Source organism: Nocardia sp. NPDC058114, assembly GCF_042884695.1.
Taxonomy (GTDB): domain Bacteria; phylum Actinomycetota; class Actinomycetes; order Mycobacteriales; family Mycobacteriaceae; genus Nocardia.
The window spans coordinates 211,306-226,910 of the sequence record NZ_JBHVTK010000003.1 but is presented as its reverse complement, the minus strand read 5'-3'; the positions used below and the strand labels follow the sequence as shown (position 1 = coordinate 226,910).

Sequence of the window (15,605 nt, the reverse complement as noted above, 5' to 3'; positions counted from 1 at the left end):
TTGCGCCGCGGTTAACCCGGTGTACGCCATCCAGTGTGCGCCGATCCAGGCAAAACCGCAGATCAGCACGCCGACGACGAGCATGGCTGTCGGCCCGACATCCGAGCTCACGTGCCGACCGGCGCGCGGATGACGTCACGGCCCGCCCCCGCCGCGCGTGATCACACGCCGGGGTCCGAGCGTGATCACGCACCGGCCAGCAGCGTGGCCTGGGCCTGGGCCACCTCGGCACCCACCGACGCCTCGTCCACCGTCAGCACGACATCGTCGCGAACGACCTCACGCCCGTTCACCAGCAGTGCGGCCAGCGGCGGCGCCGAGCCGAGGATCAGCGCGACGACCGGGTCCTCGATACCGGCGTGAGCGGGCGTATCCAGCCGCCACAGCGCCAGATCTGCCAGCTTGCCCGGCTCGATGGATCCGATCTCGTCCGCCCGCCCGAGTACCCGCGCACCACCCATCGTCGCCAGCTCCAGCGCCGTGCGCACCGTCATCGCCCGCGGACCGCCGACCGCCCGCGCGTACAGCAGCGCGTTGCGCGGTTCCTCGATCATCGAACTGGACTCGTTGCTGGCCGCACCGTCGACTCCGAGGCCGACGGGCACACCGGCCGCCACCAGGTCGGCGGTCCGTGCGATCCCCGCGCCCAACCGGCCGTTGGAGGTCGGGCAGTGCGCGATCCCGGTCCCGGTGCGCGCCATCGCCGCGATCGCCGGATCGTCGAGGTGCACGGCGTGCGCGTACCAGACGTCATCGCCGAGCCAGCCCAGCTGCTCCATGTACTCGGCGGGCGTGCACCCGAACTTCTCCTGGCAGAAGTCCTGCTCGTCGAGGGTTTCGGCGAGGTGCGTGTGCAGCCGGACGCCCGCGGAACGAGCCAGCGCCGCGGACTCGCGCAGGAGATCGGCGGTCACCGAGAACGGCGAGCAGGGTGCCAGCGCTATCCGCACCATCGCGTCGAACGACGGGTCGTGCCAGTCTTCGATGGCCGCCGCACTCGCGGCGAGGATGTCGTCGATCGACTCCACCACGGAGTCCGGCGGCAGCCCGCCCTTGCTCTGCCCGAGATCCATCGACCCACGCGCCGGGTGGAAGCGCAGCCCCACCTCGACCGCCGCGCCGATCTCGGCGGCGAGTAGGTCACCGCCGCCGCGCGGGAACACGTAGTGGTGATCCGACGACGTCGTGCACCCACTGCGCGCCAGCGAGACCAGCGCGCCGGTGGCCGCCGTCCGCACCGACTTCTCATCGATCCGCGCCCACACCGGATACAGCGTGGTCAGCCACTCGAACAGCGTGTTGTCGGCGGCCAGCCCACGGGTGATCCATTGGTACAGGTGGTGGTGGGTGTTGACCAGACCGGGCGTGAGCACGCAGCCGCGCCCGTCGATCCGCGCGACCTCCGGCCCGAACTCGGGCGGTGCACCCACGCCCACAGCGTCGATCTTGTTGCCGCGCACCGTGACCCAGCCGTCGCGGTATTCGGTGCCCGTCGCGTCGACGGCGATCACCGCACAGCCGTGAATCAGCAGATCGGGCGCGCTCACGGCTGCCACGCGATCCCCGCATCGGGCGCGTCCGCTCGCGCCAGGGTGGCGTGGATCGAGCCGTAGGGCCGGTCAGCCGCCCAGAAGACCTCACCCTTGTTCTCGATCTCGAACCGCGCGAGGTCGTAGTCGAAGTGGTGTTTGTTCGGCGCCGACAACCGGATCTCGGCCAGCACCGGAAAGCGTTCCAGCGCGGCCGTTCCCATCGCGTACAGCGTCTGCTGCAACGCCTTGGAGTACGTGGTGGCGAAGAGCTCGAGCAGCGTGGCGCGGATCCCGGCGTACACCTCGTCCCAGTCGAATCCGCTGGTCTCGGCGAACCGCCACTGGACCACCAGCGAACTGGCCAGCACGCGATCGTGGGTCGGCGCGAGCGTCGTGTACTCGTCGGTGAGGAAGTCGGCGAACTCCGATCCGGTCGACTTGAGCAACACCAGGTCCTTGATCCCGCCGATCACCCACCGCTGCTGCTGCGCGCCCTTGCCCGCCACGGTCACCGCGGCCGTGCGCACCTCGGGGCCCTGACGCACCCAGGTGTGATCGTGTTCGGCACCGTCGACCGAAACCCGCTGCCAGCCATAGGAGTCCACATCGATACGCGCACTCGACACCGGATCGACCGAGTCCACGAAATGCTTGCCCAGCGCGATCGCGTAGTCCTCGATGGTGTCGAGACCGGGCTTCTTCGAATACACGAAGGCCATGTGCTTCTGGGTGTCGGTGGGCAGTACGTGACGCTGGTCACCATCGGTGTATGCCGCCTCGAAATCACCGCGCAGGGTGGTCGAGACGTTCACGTCGCGAATCTCGTGGCGCGCGTTCTCTTTGTAGAAACGCACAACCCGATTCTCGGCTTTGCCATATCGATTGTCGGTCAACACGATCGGACCGGTCAGTGCCATCTCAGCTCCCTCGGTAGGTGGAATAGGCGAACGGCGACAGCAGCAGCGGCACATGCAGATGCGGCTGCTCACCCACCGTGAACGCGACGCAGACTTCCGGATAGAAGGTCTCGACGCCCTGCGCCGCGAAGTAGCTGCCGGTATCGAAGAACAGCCGGTAGTCGCCCGGATTGAGTCCGGCCGCCAGCTCTTTCACCCGGCCGTCGGCGTCGGTGAGCGCCTCGGTGAGCCGCTGCTCCCCGCGCATCAGCAACACCGCGACACCTGCGGCGGGGACCCCGCGCACGGCGTCGAGCACGTGGGTACTCACGCTCGTCATGGCGTCACCAGCCCCGCCAGGCGCAGCCGGTTGATCTTCGTCAGTTCTGTTCGCATGACCTGCCTTTCAGTAGACGGATCGTTGTCCAACCGCGCGCACAAGATCGCCAGCAACTCCTCGCCGCTGCGACCTGCCGCGCAGACCAGGTAGATATGGCCGAACTTCGCCTCGTAAGCGCGATTGCCCTCGGCCAGCGCCACGCGCACGTCCTCGCCCGCCACCCCGGACTGCTCGCGCGCGGAGGCCGCCGAGGTCGGGCGGTCGCCGATCCGCGGGTGACCGGCCAGCGCCTCGTCGATCTCGGCGTCGTCGAGTGCGGCCGTTCCCGCCTCGGCCGCCGCCAACAGCGCGTCGGTGGTGGCATAGGGACGCGCGGCCGCGATCGCCCGCGCCCAGCGTGGCGCCGAGCAACAGGCAAGCAGCGCATCTTCGGCAGTCTTCGCAGGTAGATCGTTGAAACCCGCGAGGCTCAGCCCTTCGCTCGTCATCGATCCAGCATCGCGCGATCCCCGGCCCGCCGCCACCGATGTGCAGTCCATCACGTCGGCGTGTCGTCGCCGGTGCGCTCCCCTGCTGTAATCGACCGGCAACATTGCGTCATTACCTTCGCTCACATGCCTCCACTCGACCGTTCCGCGCACGCCTCGTGCACGGGCATCGTCCTCGCGGCGGGTGCTGGCACGCGATACGGCAAACCCAAGGCACTCGCCGAGGACGGCGCCTGGTTACGTTCGGCGATCACCGCCCTGCGCGACGGCGGCTGCGGTCCGGTGGTCGTCATGCTCGGCGCGACCGGACCCGATCCGGCCGCCCTCGGACTACCCGACGGCACCCGATGCCGGTGGGTCGCCGACTGGGCGACCGGACTCTCCGCGACGGTGCGCGAGGGCCTGCGCGCCGCCACCGAAACCGACACCCGTTACGTGGCGTTTCTGCCCGTCGACATCCCCGATATCGGGGGCGATGTCGTCGCCAGAGTGCTCGCCGCGGCGCGCGCGAGCAAGAGCGGACTTGCCCGCGCTGTGTTTCACAACACACCTGGACACCCCGTTGTGATCGAGAACAAGCACTGGGAAGCCATTTCCGAAGTAGCCGCAGGCGATATCGGGGCCGGTTCCTATTTGGGCGGTCGACAGGATATGGTGTGCGTCACGTGCGACGACTTGGCGACAGGGACCGATCGCGATTTCCCGGAAGTCGGCGCACGGTGATCGGAGTTGTGAGATATGCGCGATATCGTCGATGACCTTCTGCGAGTGTGGCATTCGGGCCGTACGGGCGGCCTCGCCACCGTGGTCCGTACCATCGGCACCAATTCCCTGCCCATCGGCTCTTCGATGCTCGTCACCCCCAACGGTGGCGTCTTCGGATCGATCGCCTCCGGACGGCTGGAAGAGACCGTCTACGACGCGGCATTGGAAGCGGGTCGCACCGGCGTCCGGCAACTGCGTCGCTACAGCATGCTCACCGGTCTGGAATCGAGCGCCGACGACGGAACACTCGTCGATATCTTCGTAGAACCGTTCTCCTGCCGCGATTTTCCCGAATTCCCCACTATCGCCGCCGATATCCAAGCCCATCGCCGGGTCACCGTGTTCACCGTGGTGTGGAATCAGGATCCCGATGTCATCGGCCAGCATCTGGTCACCGATCGCAAGCACGCGACCGAACTCGTCGCGCTGCCCGAGTCGGATCTGTTCGTCGCCTCGTACTGCCCGCCGCCGCGCCTGATCATCTTCGGCGCCAACGCCTACGCGGCCACGCTCGTCGCGCAGGCGCGGATGATCGGCTACCGGGTGACCATCTGTGACTCGCGTCCCGAGTTCGCCGACCCGGCCTCGTTCCCGGGCGCTGAAGTGGTCGTCGACTGGCCGCATCGCTACCTCAACACCCTCTCGGCCGCGGGCGAGGTCGACAACAGCACCGCCATCGTTGTGCTGGCCAACGAGCCGCGCTTCGAGATCCCGCTGCTCACCGTCGCGTTACGACTACCCGAGCTCGGCTACCTAGCCGCCCTCGGCACCCCTGCCGACCAGGCTCGTCGCCTCGACGACCTGCGCGCGGGCGGCTTCGACGAGCCGACCCTGTCGCGCGTGCACGTACCCGCGGGCCTGGAAGCGGGCCCGCGCACTCCCGCCGAGACCGCCGTCTTCATCACCGCCGACTTCCTCGCCTCCCGCGCGGGCCTTCGCCTCGCGGCTCAGCGCGACTACGGGTCGACAGCCGCTGTGGGTATGGCCATTTGATGTACCGGTCGGCGCCACGGCTTCGCGGCGCCGACCGGGTTCTTATTTCAGGCCCGGGTTCTCGGCGTACACCTCACGCAGGACGGACAGGTCGAAGAGCTGGCCGGCCTTGATGTCGATCTTGGCGGTGCGCAGCGCGGCGATGTTCTGCTCGATCAGCGCGTCCGACATCGTCAGCAGGCCGTCAGTCTTGGTCGATGCCGAGACGACCAGGTCGTTCTGCGCGATGGCCTCCTCGGTCTGCTCGGCGAGGTCGAGTTTCAGGTCCTTGCCGTAGACCTCGACGGCCAACCGCGCGGACTCGGCCGGGTTGGCGACGGCGTCCTTCCAGCCCTTGATCTGGGCGGTCAGGAAGGCCTTGAGCTTGTCGCGCTCGTTGTCGATGGTGTGCTGGCTCACCGTCAATGTCTCCGCGACCAGCGGCAGACCGAAGTCGGCGAACAAGAAGTGGTCGTTGGCGAAGCCCTTGGCGGCCAGGGTGATCGGCTCGTTGGTCACATAACTCACCCAGCCGTCGACCTCGCCGTTGGCCAGCGGGGTCGGATCGAACTGTGCGGGCACCACGGTGACATCACCGGGACTGATGCCGTTGGCCGCCAGCAGGGCGCTGAAGATGAGCTGATTGGTGTCCTGCACACCGATCTTGCGGCCCTTCATCTCCATGGGTGATGTGATCGGCTTGCCCGCCGAACTCACGATCGCGAACGGGTTCTTCTGATAGGTCGCGCCGACGATCTTGGCGGGTAGTCCTTCCAGCACGGCGGGCGCGGTGGTCTGCGGCGCGGAGAGGCCGAGCCAGATCTTGCCGGTATCGAGACCGGCTTCCACCGAAGTCGACGCCGCGCCACCCGCGACGAGATCTACCGCACCGAATCCCGCATCCTTGAAATAGCCCTTCGAATCGGCGAAATACTCACCCGCGAATTCGATGTTCTTGATCCAGGACAACTGGACAGCGACCTTGCCGAATTTCGAGCCGTCGTCGGTCGAGCCGTTCGAGGAAGTGGCCGAACTACCGCCGCAGGCGGCGAGTAGCCCGGCGCCGCCGAGCGCCGCGCCGGTCAATGCGGAAAAGCGGAGAAAGGAACGACGGTCGATACTGTTCATACGCAAAATGTAGGTTCGATGCGTTTCGTTCTCTTTGCCGCCACGTTCCGCCGCTATTCCTTACTTTCCGGCGCTCGGGCCGAAGCGCGCGAGCACCACGTTCTCGATCACGCCGACGATCGCGTACAGCAACACCGATACCACCGTGACCACCACGATCGACGCCCACAGCCGGTTGTACTGGAACATCGGGATGGCCCGTACCAGGCTCGCACCCAATCCTGTTCCACTGCCGAGCCATTCACCCAGCAGGGCGCCGATCAACGCGCCGGGCACCGAGACCCTGGCCGCGGCGAACACCGACGGCAGCGCGGCGGGCACCGCGACCATCCGTAGTCGCGTCCACCGTGTGCCGCCGTAGGCCGTCACCAATTCCATTGCCTGCCTGGGCGCTTCGCGCAGGCCCGTCATGATCATCACCAGGGCGGGGAAGAACACGACGATCGCCGTCAGCACCGTCACCCCCGCCGTGCCTCGGCCGAAGATCAGCACCACGATCGGACTCAGGGCGACCAGCGGCACCGACCGCAACAGCATCGCGACCGGCATGAACGTCTGCCGCACAGCCGAATACAGCACGAACAGCGCGGCCACGCCGATCGCGCCGAGCATCCCGACGACGAACCCCGAAGCCGCGTCACCGAGGGTGATCGCGAGGTCGTCGACGATCGCCTGCCGCGCCGCAGGCGCACCCGCCGAAGTGACCAGATAGGCCCAGACATCCGACGGCGTCTTGCCCACTCGCGGCCCGATCTGCGGGAACAGGCGAAGAAACAGCGTCCAGATGACGAGCAACAGAATCAGCGACGTCGCCAGCGGCAGCAGGAAGCGGCCGATCCGGCGCGCGACGGTGGTGGTCATCGCCCCTCCTCCACCGTCGTCCACGGCGTGATCAGGCGGGCCGCGCCCGCCACCAGCAGGTACCCGAGCCCGGCCAGCGCGGCCGCGGCGATCGCCATGCCCCAGGTGCGTGGCACGTTGTAGGCGGTCTGGGCCGCGGTGAGCGCGACTCCGATACCGCTGTCGACGCCACCCAGATACTCACCGATGATCGCCCCGAGCACCGCCGACGGCGCGGCGATCTTCAAGGCGGCGAACGTATTCGGCAGCGCGGCGATGGCCTGCACCCGATACAGCTGCTGCCAGCGGCCACCGCCGTAGGCGCGCACCAGATCCAGGCTCGCCGGATCGGCCGAACGCAATCCACTCACCGCGCCGACCATGGTGGTGAAGAAGCAGTACATCGCGGCCAGGAACACCGTGGGCGTGCGCCCGCCGAACACCACCAGGATGATCGGGCCCAGCGCCACCAGCGGCGTGCAGTAGCTCAGGATGGCCAGCTGGGTCGCGAGGGGTTCGATCCGCGGCACCAGCATGATCAGCGCCGCGACCCCGATCGCGAGCACGTTGCCCCAGAGGAAGCCCTGCAGCGCCCCAATCGCGGTGACCTGGAAGTTGGGCCCGTAGAGGCCCCACCCGTCCGACCACATGGTCGAAAGGACCCGCCCCGGTGAGGGAATCGTCCCGCCCGCGGTTCCGGCGGCGGCCAGCGCCCACCACAGGGCGATCAGCACCACCACACCCAGTGCCCCGGCCACCCGGCCCAGGTCGGCCGGGATCCGCCAGGCTGTCGCCACACTCATGCCACCCCACCCCGCCCGAAGAGTAGCTCCGACAGGTAGTCACAGAGCTTGTGGAATTCGGGTGTGCGCATCATCTCGGGTGTGCGCGGACGCGGCAGGTCGATCTCGACCAGTTCCAGCACACGGCCCGGTCGCGGACTCATCACCGCCACCACGTCGGACAGGAACACCGCCTCGCCGATGCCGTGGGTGACCATCAGTGTGGTCGCGGGCTTCTCGGTCCAGATGCGCAGCAGTTCCAGGTTCAAGCGCTGGCGGGTCATGTCGTCGAGCGCGCCGAACGGTTCGTCGAGCAGCAGCACCGACGGCTGCACGACCAGCGCTCGCGCGATCGAAACCCGTTGGCGCATACCGCCGGACAACTGCGCGGGCTTGGCCTTCTCGAACCCCTCCAGCCCGACCAGCGCGATCAGTTCGGCGATCCGGTCCGGTTCGGCGGGCAGCCCGGCCACCTGCAACGGCAGCCGGATGTTCGATTCCACACTGCGCCACGGCAGCAACGCCGAATCCTGGAACGCGATACCGAGCTCGGCGCCACCGCGCAATTGTTCCGGGGACATACCGTTGATCCGCGCGGTACCCGCACTCGGCTCGTCCAGGCCGGCCAGAATCCGCAACACCGTCGATTTGCCGCAGCCCGAGGGCCCGAGCAATGACAGGAATGCGCCGTGAGAAGTCCGCAAATCGACCGAGTCCAGCGCGTCGACAGTGTTGCGGCCCACTGTGAAGGTCTTGCTCAACCCACTGATCTCGATCCCGGTGGTCGCGCTACCGGGGATTTCCTTACCCATGCTCGTCACCATAAGAGCGCCTGGTTGCGGCGGCATTTCCGAATCACAGCCCAGATTGCACCCCCGTAAACCGTGCTCGAGGTCACCATAAAAGTGAACCGGTAACGATTCGGTCCTGTGAGAGGACATAGAGTGTCGGAGGATCTGACAGCCCTGCAGGCGTCGAGCGCATATGCTCTCGGCGACCGGGGGAAGCACTGCGATGACGTGCCCGACAGGGCCCGTGGACTGGAACCGACTGTTCGATGAAGCTCTCTGCACTACGTACCGTGGCCGCGCTGCGCACCACCGCCGTGGCTCTGACCGCCGCATTGTCGGTGGCCGTTGTCGCCGGTGGCGCCGCGACCGCCGAACCCGAGAAGCCCTCAGCCGTGTCGTCCATCGTCAAAGACGGACGCGTGTGGCATCTGAAGGTGTACTCGGCGGCGATGAAGAAGGACATCACGATCGACGTGCAGCGTCCCGTCGACGAGTCCAAGCCGGCCCCCAACTTCTACATGCTCAACGGCCTCGACGGCGGTGAGGGCACCGCCAGCTGGGCTGCGCAGACCCAGGCGCTCAGCTTCCTGGCCGACAAGCAGGTCAATGTGATCCAGCCGATCGGTGGCCGCGGCAGCTACTACACCGACTGGAAAGCCGAAGACCCGAAGCTGGGCCTGAACAAGTGGAGCACCTTCTTCACCCAGGAGCTCCCGCCGCTGCTCGACGGCGCACTGAACTCCACCGGCCTGAACTCGCTGGCCGGCCTGTCCACCTCCGGCACCTCGGTGCTGCAGCTGGCCGAGGCCAACCCGGGTCTGTTCAAGTCCGTCGCCGCCTACAGTGGCTGCGCGCAGATCGCCGACCCGATGGGCAAGCAGGCCGTCAAGTTCTCCGTGGAGACCTGGGCCGGTGGCAAGACCGCGAACATGTACGGCCCGGACAACGATCCCGCGTGGGTCGAGAACGACCCGGTCATCAACGCGGAGAAGCTGCGCGGCACCAACCTCTACATCTCCAGCGGTAGCGGCATGCCGACCAACGCCGACGTGGCCTACTACCTCAACGGTTCGCCCGGCCCGATGGGCGTGATCAACCTCGGTCTCGGTATCGGCATCGAAGCGGCGACCAACGCTTGCAGCCAGAACCTGAAGACCAAGCTGGACTCGCTGGGTATCCCGGCGACCTACCAGTTCACCCCGATGGGCACCCACTACTGGCCGTACTGGGAGCAGGCGCTGCACGAGTCGTGGCCGCTGCTCGCGCAGGGCATGGGTATCTGATTTCCCACTGAAAGCGGGAGGCATCCGGATTCGGATGCCTCCCGTTTCTGCGTTGCCGGCAGCTACGTGGTGGGCGCGACCGCGGTGCGCACCGTGAGCCCGGAGCGGATGAAATAGGCGATCTCCTCGCAGATCTCGTCGACCGAGATCGCGTCGCCGGGAACGGTGGCGTGCACCATCTCCTGGGCGAGGGAATTCACGGCGCCGATTACCGCGAGGCCGAACAGGTGCAGGCTGCGCGATTCCGCTTCGCCCCGTTCGGCGGCGCGCTGCGCTTCCCGGGTGAGCAGTGCCGAAATCGACCGCCGCTGCGCGCGCCGCCATTCCTCCACCACCGGACTCACCCCGACGACCTCGACATAGAACACCCGCGCCGCCCGGCGATCACGGCAGGTCACCGCGAGGAACGCGCGGAAACTCTCCACCACGCGGACCACCAGCGGCTGTTCGCTGGTGTGCTCCAATGCCTCGTCGAGGCGCCGTAACGCGGCCGCGTTCAACCGGTCGACGAGTGCGATCAGTAATGCCTCACGGCTACCGATGTCTTCGTAGAAACTGCGGGTCGACACATTCGCGGTCGAACACAGCCGCTCGATCGAGGTCGACGAATATCCCTGGGTACCGAATAGTTCCAGCGCCGCGTCGGTCAACCTGTTGCGGCGTAGCGCGACTCGCTGCTGGCGCGACAATCCACCGTAACTACGACCACTATCGGTTACATCCGCACGCCGAACCACGGATGCATGCTAGCGCGCGATGGCCGGGCAGCCGGGCGATTCGCCATTGTCGCCGCGAGCGAATTCCGCTGGCGTATCGGAATTGTCGAACTGGCGATGATCAATTCTGTTCGGTAGTGGGTTCGCCGTCGTCGAGCGGTTCGGCCAACGGCCAGCCACCGGCGGCCAGATGCGAAGCCACCCGCGAGACGTCGTCGGGCGCGGGCTGCTGCTTCGCGAAATCGGCGATGGCGGCCGCGATTTCGGCCTCGCTGATCGATTCCCGATTCGGATTCGCCTCCACCAGTTTCTCCCCGATCACCGTCACCTCGTAGTCGGTGAGGTGGCGGTGGAGCACGGCGAACAAGGCGACATAGTCGGACTGGGGAATGCCCTGTGGGTAGCCCGCGCGCAGCCACCCGAGCACCCGCGAGAGCAGGTTGCCACGGACCGGCGGGGTCGCGGGGGTGGGGTTCGGATCGGTCATGGCTTCCTCACTCATGATTGGCCGAACAGGTGGATGCCGAACTGGTGGGCGATGAACGCCTTGGCGGTGAACAGGATTCCGGTGATCACCACGACGACGATGAGGACCAGACAGGTCACCGCGCCCGCCAGCGCCGGATAGTTGCGCCGGACTCGGCCCTCGGCGTCGACGGTCTCGGCATTGCCCCACCACCGCACCGCGAAGGCGAAGACCGCGGGGACACCCGCGCCGAAGATCAGCGCGGCGAGCACCACTTCCCACAGTGAACTCAGATTGGTGATCACGGTGTGCACGATCGCTCCCCTCTACCCGGCATGGTTCTGGTCGATCGGCGCCTGTGCCGAGGTGGGTGGCTGATGGCCATCGGGCCATTCGTTCACATTGTGAGTGCCGACCGGGTCACGGCGCGACCGGAGATAGATTCCGAGCGCCCCGGCGATCAGGAGGCCGAACACCACGAGCACGCCGGGAAGTCCACCGATGACGTTGGCGATCGCCCAGCAGATCGCGCCGACGATGCCCGCCATCGGCAGGGTCAGCAGCCAGGCCACGGCCATCCGGCCCATCACCCGCCAGCGCACCTCGGCGCCCTTGCCGATGCCGGTACCGAGGATCGCACCGGTCGCGGTCTGCGTGGTCGACAGCGGCAGACCGAAGTGCGCCGAGGTGAGAATGATCGCCGCCGAGGTCGACTCGGCGGCCAGGCCCTGCGGCGACTCGATCTCGACCAGGCCCTTGCCGAGGGTCCTGATGATCCGCCAGCCGCCGAGATAGGTGCCGAGGGCGATCGCGACGGCGCAGGCGGCCATCACCCAGAGCGGCATGTGGTCGTCCTTGCCCAGCGAGCCGTAGGCGACCAGCGCGAGGAAGATGATGCCCATCGTCTTCTGCGCGTCGTTGGTGCCGTGCGCCAGCGAGACCAGGGAGGCCGAACCGATCTGGCCCCAGCGGAAGCCCTCTTCGGTTTTCTCCCGGTCGACGCCGTGGGTGATCCGGTACACCAGGAACGTGCCGATGGCCGCCACGATGGCCGCGATCACCGGCGCGAGCAGCGCGGGCAGCACGATCTTGATCAGCACCCCGTCCGACCCCGACGCCCAGATCACCCCGTTCCAGCCCAGCGCGGCGATCGTCGACCCGATCAGGCCGCCGAACAGGGCGTGCGAGGAACTCGACGGCAGGCCGAGCAGCCAGGTCAACAGGTTCCACAGAATGCCGCCGACCAGGCCGGCGAAGACGATGACCAGCAGGTCCTGCCCGCCCACATCGTCCAATTGGACGATCCCCTTCGCCACCGTCGCCGCGACCGATACCGACAGAAACGCACCGATCAGGTTCAGCACGCCCGAGAGCGCGACTGCCGTCTTCGGCTTCAGCGCACCGGTGGCGATCGAGGTCGCCATGGCGTTGGCCGTGTCGTGGAATCCGTTGGTGAAGTCGAACGCGAGAGCTGTGACGATGACGATCAACAGGACCATTAGTTCGGCGCTCACCGGAACAGTGTGTCGTATGCTGCCGCCGGATTGCCAAACTGTTGCGGGTAAGTCGCACGACCAGCGGCTGAGCTCAGCCGGCGGCCACGCCGAGCGCGCGCACCGCCTCGATGGTGTCGGCCTCCGCCGGTTCCTTGTCCGGCCGGTACCGCACCACCCTGGCGAAGCGCAGCGCGACTCCGCCCGGATATCGGGTACTGGTCTGGACGCCGTCCAGCGCGATCTCGACGACGAGTTCGGAACGCAGGTACACGGCCTGACCGTCGCGGTGGGTTTCGTGGCGCGGGAATTCCTCGGTCTGCCAGCGCAGCAGTTCGTCGGTGAGGCCCTTGAACGTCTTGCCGACCATCACCGGCTCACCGGTCTCCGGATCGCGGGCCGCCAGATGCAGGTTGGACAGGAACCCGGTGCGGCGGCCGTAACCCCATTCGGCGCCGATCACCAGTAGGTCGAGGGTGTGCGCGGGTTTGATCTTCTGCCAGGCTTTGCCGCGCCTGCCCGCGGCGTACGGGGCATCCAGCGCCTTGACCATCACGCCCTCGTTACCGACCGCCAGTGCGTCGTCGTAGTAGTCGGCGGCGGCCTCTGGGGTCGGCGCGATGAGCGCGGGAATGCTGTGATCGCCCGCGACCCGCTCCAGCGCGGTGCGCCGGATGCGCAGTGGTTCGTCGATCAGATCGATGCCGTCCAGGTGCAGGCAGTCGAAGAAATAGGGGTGCAACCGGCGTGGATCGCCGATGGTCGCGAACCTGCTCATCGTCTCCTGGAACGGGCGCGGGCGGCCCGCGTCGGTCAGGGCGAGGGTTTCGCCGTCCAGGACCACGGTGGCGCAGTCGAGGGTCTTGACCAGCTCGACGAGTTCGGGGACGCCCGCGGTGATGTCGCGCAGGGTTCTGGTGAAGACCCAGACCTGGTCGCCGTCGCGGTGCACCTGGATGCGGGCGCCGTCGAGCTTGTGTTCGACACTGATGCCGGAGCCCAGCTCGGCGAGGGCCTCGTCCAGCGAACCGCCGGGTGCGGCGAGCATCGGCGCTACCGGGCGTCCTACTTCGAGGCGGAACGCGGCCAGGGCTTGCTCGCCCCCGGCGAGCGCGGCGATCGCGGTGACGGGCAGCCGGCCCGAGAGCATATGGGCTCGGCGCACCACGTCGACGGGGATGCCGGTGGACTGTGCGAGCGCCTCGACCACGATCGCGGTGAGCGCGCCCTGCCGGAGTTCGCCGGTGAGCAGGCGGACCAGGAAGGACTGTTCCTCCTCGGTCGCGGCGGTGAAGAGCGCGGTCAGCAATTCGCGGCGCCGGTTGGTCGAGCCCTTGCCGTTCAGGCCGGTGAGCTGGGAGAAGATGTCGTCCACCGCGCCGACGGTGAGGCTCGCGTCGCCGCTCGGCGGGGTCTCGAGCCCGGCCACCGTGCGCCACCCGGCCCCGATCCGGCCCTGCACCAGCTCGCCGGACAACCATGTCACCACGGTCCCGATCTCGGACGGGTCCGCGGCGCCGAAGAGCTCGGCCAGCGCGGCGGTTTTCGCCTTGCGCGACCGGGTCGCCCGCACGGCCGCGGAGGCCGTGACGACATCGCTGAACAGCACCCAACGACAGTATCGCGAGGGTGTGACACAGAGCTCGAGCCCCGTTGTTAAGAATCCATTGGCAAGCCTGCGAAACCGCCCCTAAACTGGACATATGGCCAAGACCTATGTCGGAGCGCGGCTGCGCCAGCTGCGGACCGAACGTGGGCTGAGCCAGGTCTCGCTCGCGCAGAAACTGGAGATCTCGGCCAGCTATCTGAACCAGATCGAACACGACGTGCGACCGCTCACCGTGCCGGTGCTCACGCGCATCAACGAGGTCTTCGGCGTCGACCCCACCTTCTTCTCCGCCCAGGACGACACCCGGCTCATCGCCGAGCTGTCCGAAGTGGTGATGGACGCCGAGCTCGGCATCGAGGCCGACACCCAGCAGATCGCCGACATGGTCTCCGCCCATCCGTCGATGGCGCGCGCCCTGGTGGCCCTGCACAACCGCTACCGCAACACCAGCGCGCAGCTGGCCGCCGCCACCGAGGATCGGTTCGCCGACGGTTCCGGCAGCGCCGCGATCAGCAAGCCGCACGAGGAAGTGCGCGACTACTTCTATCAGCGCCAGAACTACATCCACGAATTGGATACCGCCGCAGAGGATCTCACCGCGCGCATCCGGTTCCACGGTGGCGAGGTGAGCACCGAGATCGTGCGCCTGCTGCGTGCGCACGGCGTGCGGATCAGCGAGCGCATCGACCTCGGCGAGGGCGTGCTGCACCATTTCGACCCCGAGACCAAACAGCTCGAGATCTCCCCACACCTGTCCGGTGGACAGCGCACCTTCAAACTCGCCGCCGAACTCGCCTATCTGGAATGCGGCCCGCTCCTCGAAAAACTGGTCGACGAGGGCAATTTCGCCTCCGATGCCTCGCACAAACTCGCGATGCTCGGCCTGGCGAACTACTTCGCGGCCGCGATGGTCTTGCCCTACACACACTTTCACGAAGTAGCCGAGAATTTCCGCTACGACATCGAACGCCTGTCGGCGCATTTCTCGCAGAGTTTCGAAACCATCTGCCACCGCCTGTCGACCCTGCAACGGCCGACCCTGCGCGGCGTCCCGTTCTCCTTCGTCCGCGTCGACCGCGCGGGCAATATGTCGAAGCGCCAGTCCGCCACGGGTTTCCACTTCTCGGCCAGCGGCGGTACCTGCCCGCTCTGGAACGTCTACGAGACCTTCGCCTACCCCGGCAAGATCATGACCCAGATCGCCCAGATGCCCGACGGCCGCAAATACCTCTGGATCGCGCGCACCGTGGAACGCCGCGCCACCCGCTACGGCCAGCCCGGCAAGACCTTCGCGATCGGCCTCGGCTGCGAGCTGCGCCACGCGGGCCGCGTCGTCTACGCCGACGGCATCGACCTGGGCGAAGCCAACGCCACCCCCATCGGCGCGGGCTGCCGAGTGTGCGTGCGCTCCAACTGCCCCCAGCGCGCCTTCCCGCCGCTGGGCAAGGCCCTCGACATCAGCGAACACCGCAGCTCGGTCTCGCCCTACCTCATCAAATAGCTG

17 protein-coding genes are annotated in these 15,605 nt (G+C 67.3%); 4 read left to right on the top strand and 13 right to left on the bottom strand.

The features are described from left to right. Positions 1 to 185: 185 nt before the first annotated feature. From ACFVVI_RS13610 to uraD, 4 genes are read right to left on the bottom strand one after another with little or no spacing between them, the layout of a single operon-like run. Positions 186 to 1,556: an 8-oxoguanine deaminase gene (locus ACFVVI_RS13610; RefSeq protein WP_387445622.1), complete on the bottom strand. Its 1,371-nt coding sequence runs from the start codon at positions 1,554 to 1,556 to the stop codon at positions 186 to 188. Next, positions 1,544 to 2,449, bottom strand: a complete 906-nt coding sequence (gene pucL, locus ACFVVI_RS13605; RefSeq protein WP_387445620.1) for a factor-independent urate hydroxylase — start codon at positions 2,447 to 2,449, stop codon at positions 1,544 to 1,546. The genes ACFVVI_RS13610 and pucL overlap by 13 nt, the downstream gene beginning before the upstream one ends. A gap of 1 nt (position 2,450) precedes the next feature. Beyond that, the gene (gene uraH, locus ACFVVI_RS13600; protein ID WP_387445618.1) at positions 2,451 to 2,768 is read right to left on the bottom strand and encodes a hydroxyisourate hydrolase; all 318 of its coding nucleotides are present in this window, start codon (positions 2,766 to 2,768) and stop codon (positions 2,451 to 2,453) included. Next, the gene (gene uraD, locus ACFVVI_RS13595) at positions 2,765 to 3,382 is read right to left on the bottom strand and encodes a 2-oxo-4-hydroxy-4-carboxy-5-ureidoimidazoline decarboxylase (protein ID WP_378991117.1); all 618 of its coding nucleotides are present in this window, start codon (positions 3,380 to 3,382) and stop codon (positions 2,765 to 2,767) included. The genes uraH and uraD overlap by 4 nt, the downstream gene beginning before the upstream one ends. Here uraD and ACFVVI_RS13590 point away from each other — a divergent pair, their 5' ends adjacent. Together ACFVVI_RS13590 and ACFVVI_RS13585 are read left to right on the top strand one after the other, a co-directional pair. Further along, positions 3,383 to 3,979 carry an NTP transferase domain-containing protein gene (locus ACFVVI_RS13590; RefSeq protein WP_378991119.1) on the top strand — a complete coding sequence of 199 codons (597 nt, stop codon included), beginning with the start codon at positions 3,383 to 3,385 and terminating at the stop codon, positions 3,977 to 3,979. Positions 3,980 to 3,994: 15 nt separating this feature from the next. Continuing rightward, positions 3,995 to 5,014: an XdhC family protein gene (locus tag ACFVVI_RS13585; protein ID WP_378991121.1), complete on the top strand. Its 1,020-nt coding sequence runs from the start codon at positions 3,995 to 3,997 to the stop codon at positions 5,012 to 5,014. A 42-nt stretch (positions 5,015 to 5,056) separates the two neighbouring features. Here the strand turns inward: ACFVVI_RS13585 and ACFVVI_RS13580 are convergent, their stop codons facing one another. The 4 genes from ACFVVI_RS13580 to ACFVVI_RS13565 are packed head-to-tail and all read right to left on the bottom strand — an operon-like array spanning position 5,057 to position 8,555. Then, a complete protein-coding gene (locus tag ACFVVI_RS13580; RefSeq protein WP_387445615.1) occupies positions 5,057 to 6,121 on the bottom strand; it encodes an ABC transporter substrate-binding protein in 1,065 nt (354 codons plus the stop codon). 60 nt (positions 6,122 to 6,181) lie between these two features. Further along, on the bottom strand, positions 6,182 to 6,982 hold the full coding sequence (locus tag ACFVVI_RS13575; protein ID WP_378991125.1) for an ABC transporter permease: 801 nt from the start codon (positions 6,980 to 6,982) through the stop codon (positions 6,182 to 6,184). Further along, positions 6,979 to 7,764, bottom strand: coding sequence for an ABC transporter permease (locus ACFVVI_RS13570; protein WP_387445613.1), 786 nt, complete (start codon positions 7,762 to 7,764; stop codon positions 6,979 to 6,981). The genes ACFVVI_RS13575 and ACFVVI_RS13570 overlap by 4 nt, the downstream gene beginning before the upstream one ends. Continuing rightward, positions 7,761 to 8,555, bottom strand: a complete 795-nt coding sequence (locus ACFVVI_RS13565; RefSeq protein WP_378991129.1) for an ABC transporter ATP-binding protein — start codon at positions 8,553 to 8,555, stop codon at positions 7,761 to 7,763. Before ACFVVI_RS13565 ends, ACFVVI_RS13570 begins: the two co-directional genes overlap by 4 nt. Positions 8,556 to 8,800: 245 nt before the next feature. Here ACFVVI_RS13565 and ACFVVI_RS13560 point away from each other — a divergent pair, with 245 nt between their 5' ends. Then, positions 8,801 to 9,817, top strand: a complete 1,017-nt coding sequence (locus ACFVVI_RS13560; RefSeq protein WP_378991131.1) for an alpha/beta hydrolase — start codon at positions 8,801 to 8,803, stop codon at positions 9,815 to 9,817. 62 nt (positions 9,818 to 9,879) lie between these two features. On the opposite strand, the gene ACFVVI_RS13555 is transcribed toward ACFVVI_RS13560, so the two are convergent. The 5 genes from ACFVVI_RS13555 to ACFVVI_RS13535 all read right to left on the bottom strand — a co-directional run bounded on the left by ACFVVI_RS13555 (position 9,880) and on the right by ACFVVI_RS13535 (position 14,101). After that, positions 9,880 to 10,554 (bottom strand): TetR/AcrR family transcriptional regulator, encoded by a 675-nt coding sequence (locus ACFVVI_RS13555; RefSeq protein ID WP_379298752.1) that lies wholly within the window; start codon positions 10,552 to 10,554, stop codon positions 9,880 to 9,882. Positions 10,555 to 10,654: 100 nt separating this feature from the next. Next, the gene (locus ACFVVI_RS13550; RefSeq protein WP_378633940.1) at positions 10,655 to 11,020 is read right to left on the bottom strand and encodes a DUF3349 domain-containing protein; all 366 of its coding nucleotides are present in this window, start codon (positions 11,018 to 11,020) and stop codon (positions 10,655 to 10,657) included. An 11-nt stretch (positions 11,021 to 11,031) separates the two neighbouring features. Continuing rightward, positions 11,032 to 11,313 (bottom strand): hypothetical protein, encoded by a 282-nt coding sequence (locus tag ACFVVI_RS13545; RefSeq protein ID WP_378991133.1) that lies wholly within the window; start codon positions 11,311 to 11,313, stop codon positions 11,032 to 11,034. A gap of 12 nt (positions 11,314 to 11,325) precedes the next feature. Then, positions 11,326 to 12,513, bottom strand: coding sequence for an anion permease (locus tag ACFVVI_RS13540; protein ID WP_378991135.1), 1,188 nt, complete (start codon positions 12,511 to 12,513; stop codon positions 11,326 to 11,328). A gap of 73 nt (positions 12,514 to 12,586) precedes the next feature. Then, positions 12,587 to 14,101 (bottom strand): ATP-dependent DNA ligase, encoded by a 1,515-nt coding sequence (locus ACFVVI_RS13535; protein ID WP_387445609.1) that lies wholly within the window; start codon positions 14,099 to 14,101, stop codon positions 12,587 to 12,589. Positions 14,102 to 14,195: 94 nt separating this feature from the next. Between ACFVVI_RS13535 and ramB the strand changes: the two genes are divergently transcribed. After that, positions 14,196 to 15,602, top strand: a complete 1,407-nt coding sequence (ramB, locus tag ACFVVI_RS13530; RefSeq protein ID WP_378991138.1) for an acetate metabolism transcriptional regulator RamB — start codon at positions 14,196 to 14,198, stop codon at positions 15,600 to 15,602. Positions 15,603 to 15,605: the final 3 nt, after the last annotated feature.

Excerpts from the sequence above, each read along its gene's own strand:
- pucL (WP_387445620.1), bottom strand. The coding sequence starts at position 2,449 with ATGGCACTGACCGGTCCGATCGTGTTGACCGACAATCGATATGGCAAA.
- uraH (WP_387445618.1), bottom strand. The coding sequence starts at position 2,768 with ATGACGAGCGTGAGTACCCACGTGCTCGACGCCGTGCGCGGGGTCCCC.
- ACFVVI_RS13590 (WP_378991119.1), top strand. The coding sequence starts at position 3,383 with ATGCCTCCACTCGACCGTTCCGCGCACGCCTCGTGCACGGGCATCGTC.
- ACFVVI_RS13585 (WP_378991121.1), top strand. The coding sequence starts at position 3,995 with ATGCGCGATATCGTCGATGACCTTCTGCGAGTGTGGCATTCGGGCCGT.
- ACFVVI_RS13580 (WP_387445615.1), bottom strand. The coding sequence starts at position 6,121 with ATGAACAGTATCGACCGTCGTTCCTTTCTCCGCTTTTCCGCATTGACC.
- ACFVVI_RS13575 (WP_378991125.1), bottom strand. The coding sequence starts at position 6,982 with ATGACCACCACCGTCGCGCGCCGGATCGGCCGCTTCCTGCTGCCGCTG.
- ACFVVI_RS13570 (WP_387445613.1), bottom strand. The coding sequence starts at position 7,764 with ATGAGTGTGGCGACAGCCTGGCGGATCCCGGCCGACCTGGGCCGGGTG.
- ACFVVI_RS13565 (WP_378991129.1), bottom strand. The coding sequence starts at position 8,555 with ATGGGTAAGGAAATCCCCGGTAGCGCGACCACCGGGATCGAGATCAGT.
- ACFVVI_RS13560 (WP_378991131.1), top strand. The coding sequence starts at position 8,801 with ATGAAGCTCTCTGCACTACGTACCGTGGCCGCGCTGCGCACCACCGCC.
- ACFVVI_RS13550 (WP_378633940.1), bottom strand. The coding sequence starts at position 11,020 with ATGACCGATCCGAACCCCACCCCCGCGACCCCGCCGGTCCGTGGCAAC.
- ramB (WP_378991138.1), top strand. The coding sequence starts at position 14,196 with ATGGCCAAGACCTATGTCGGAGCGCGGCTGCGCCAGCTGCGGACCGAA.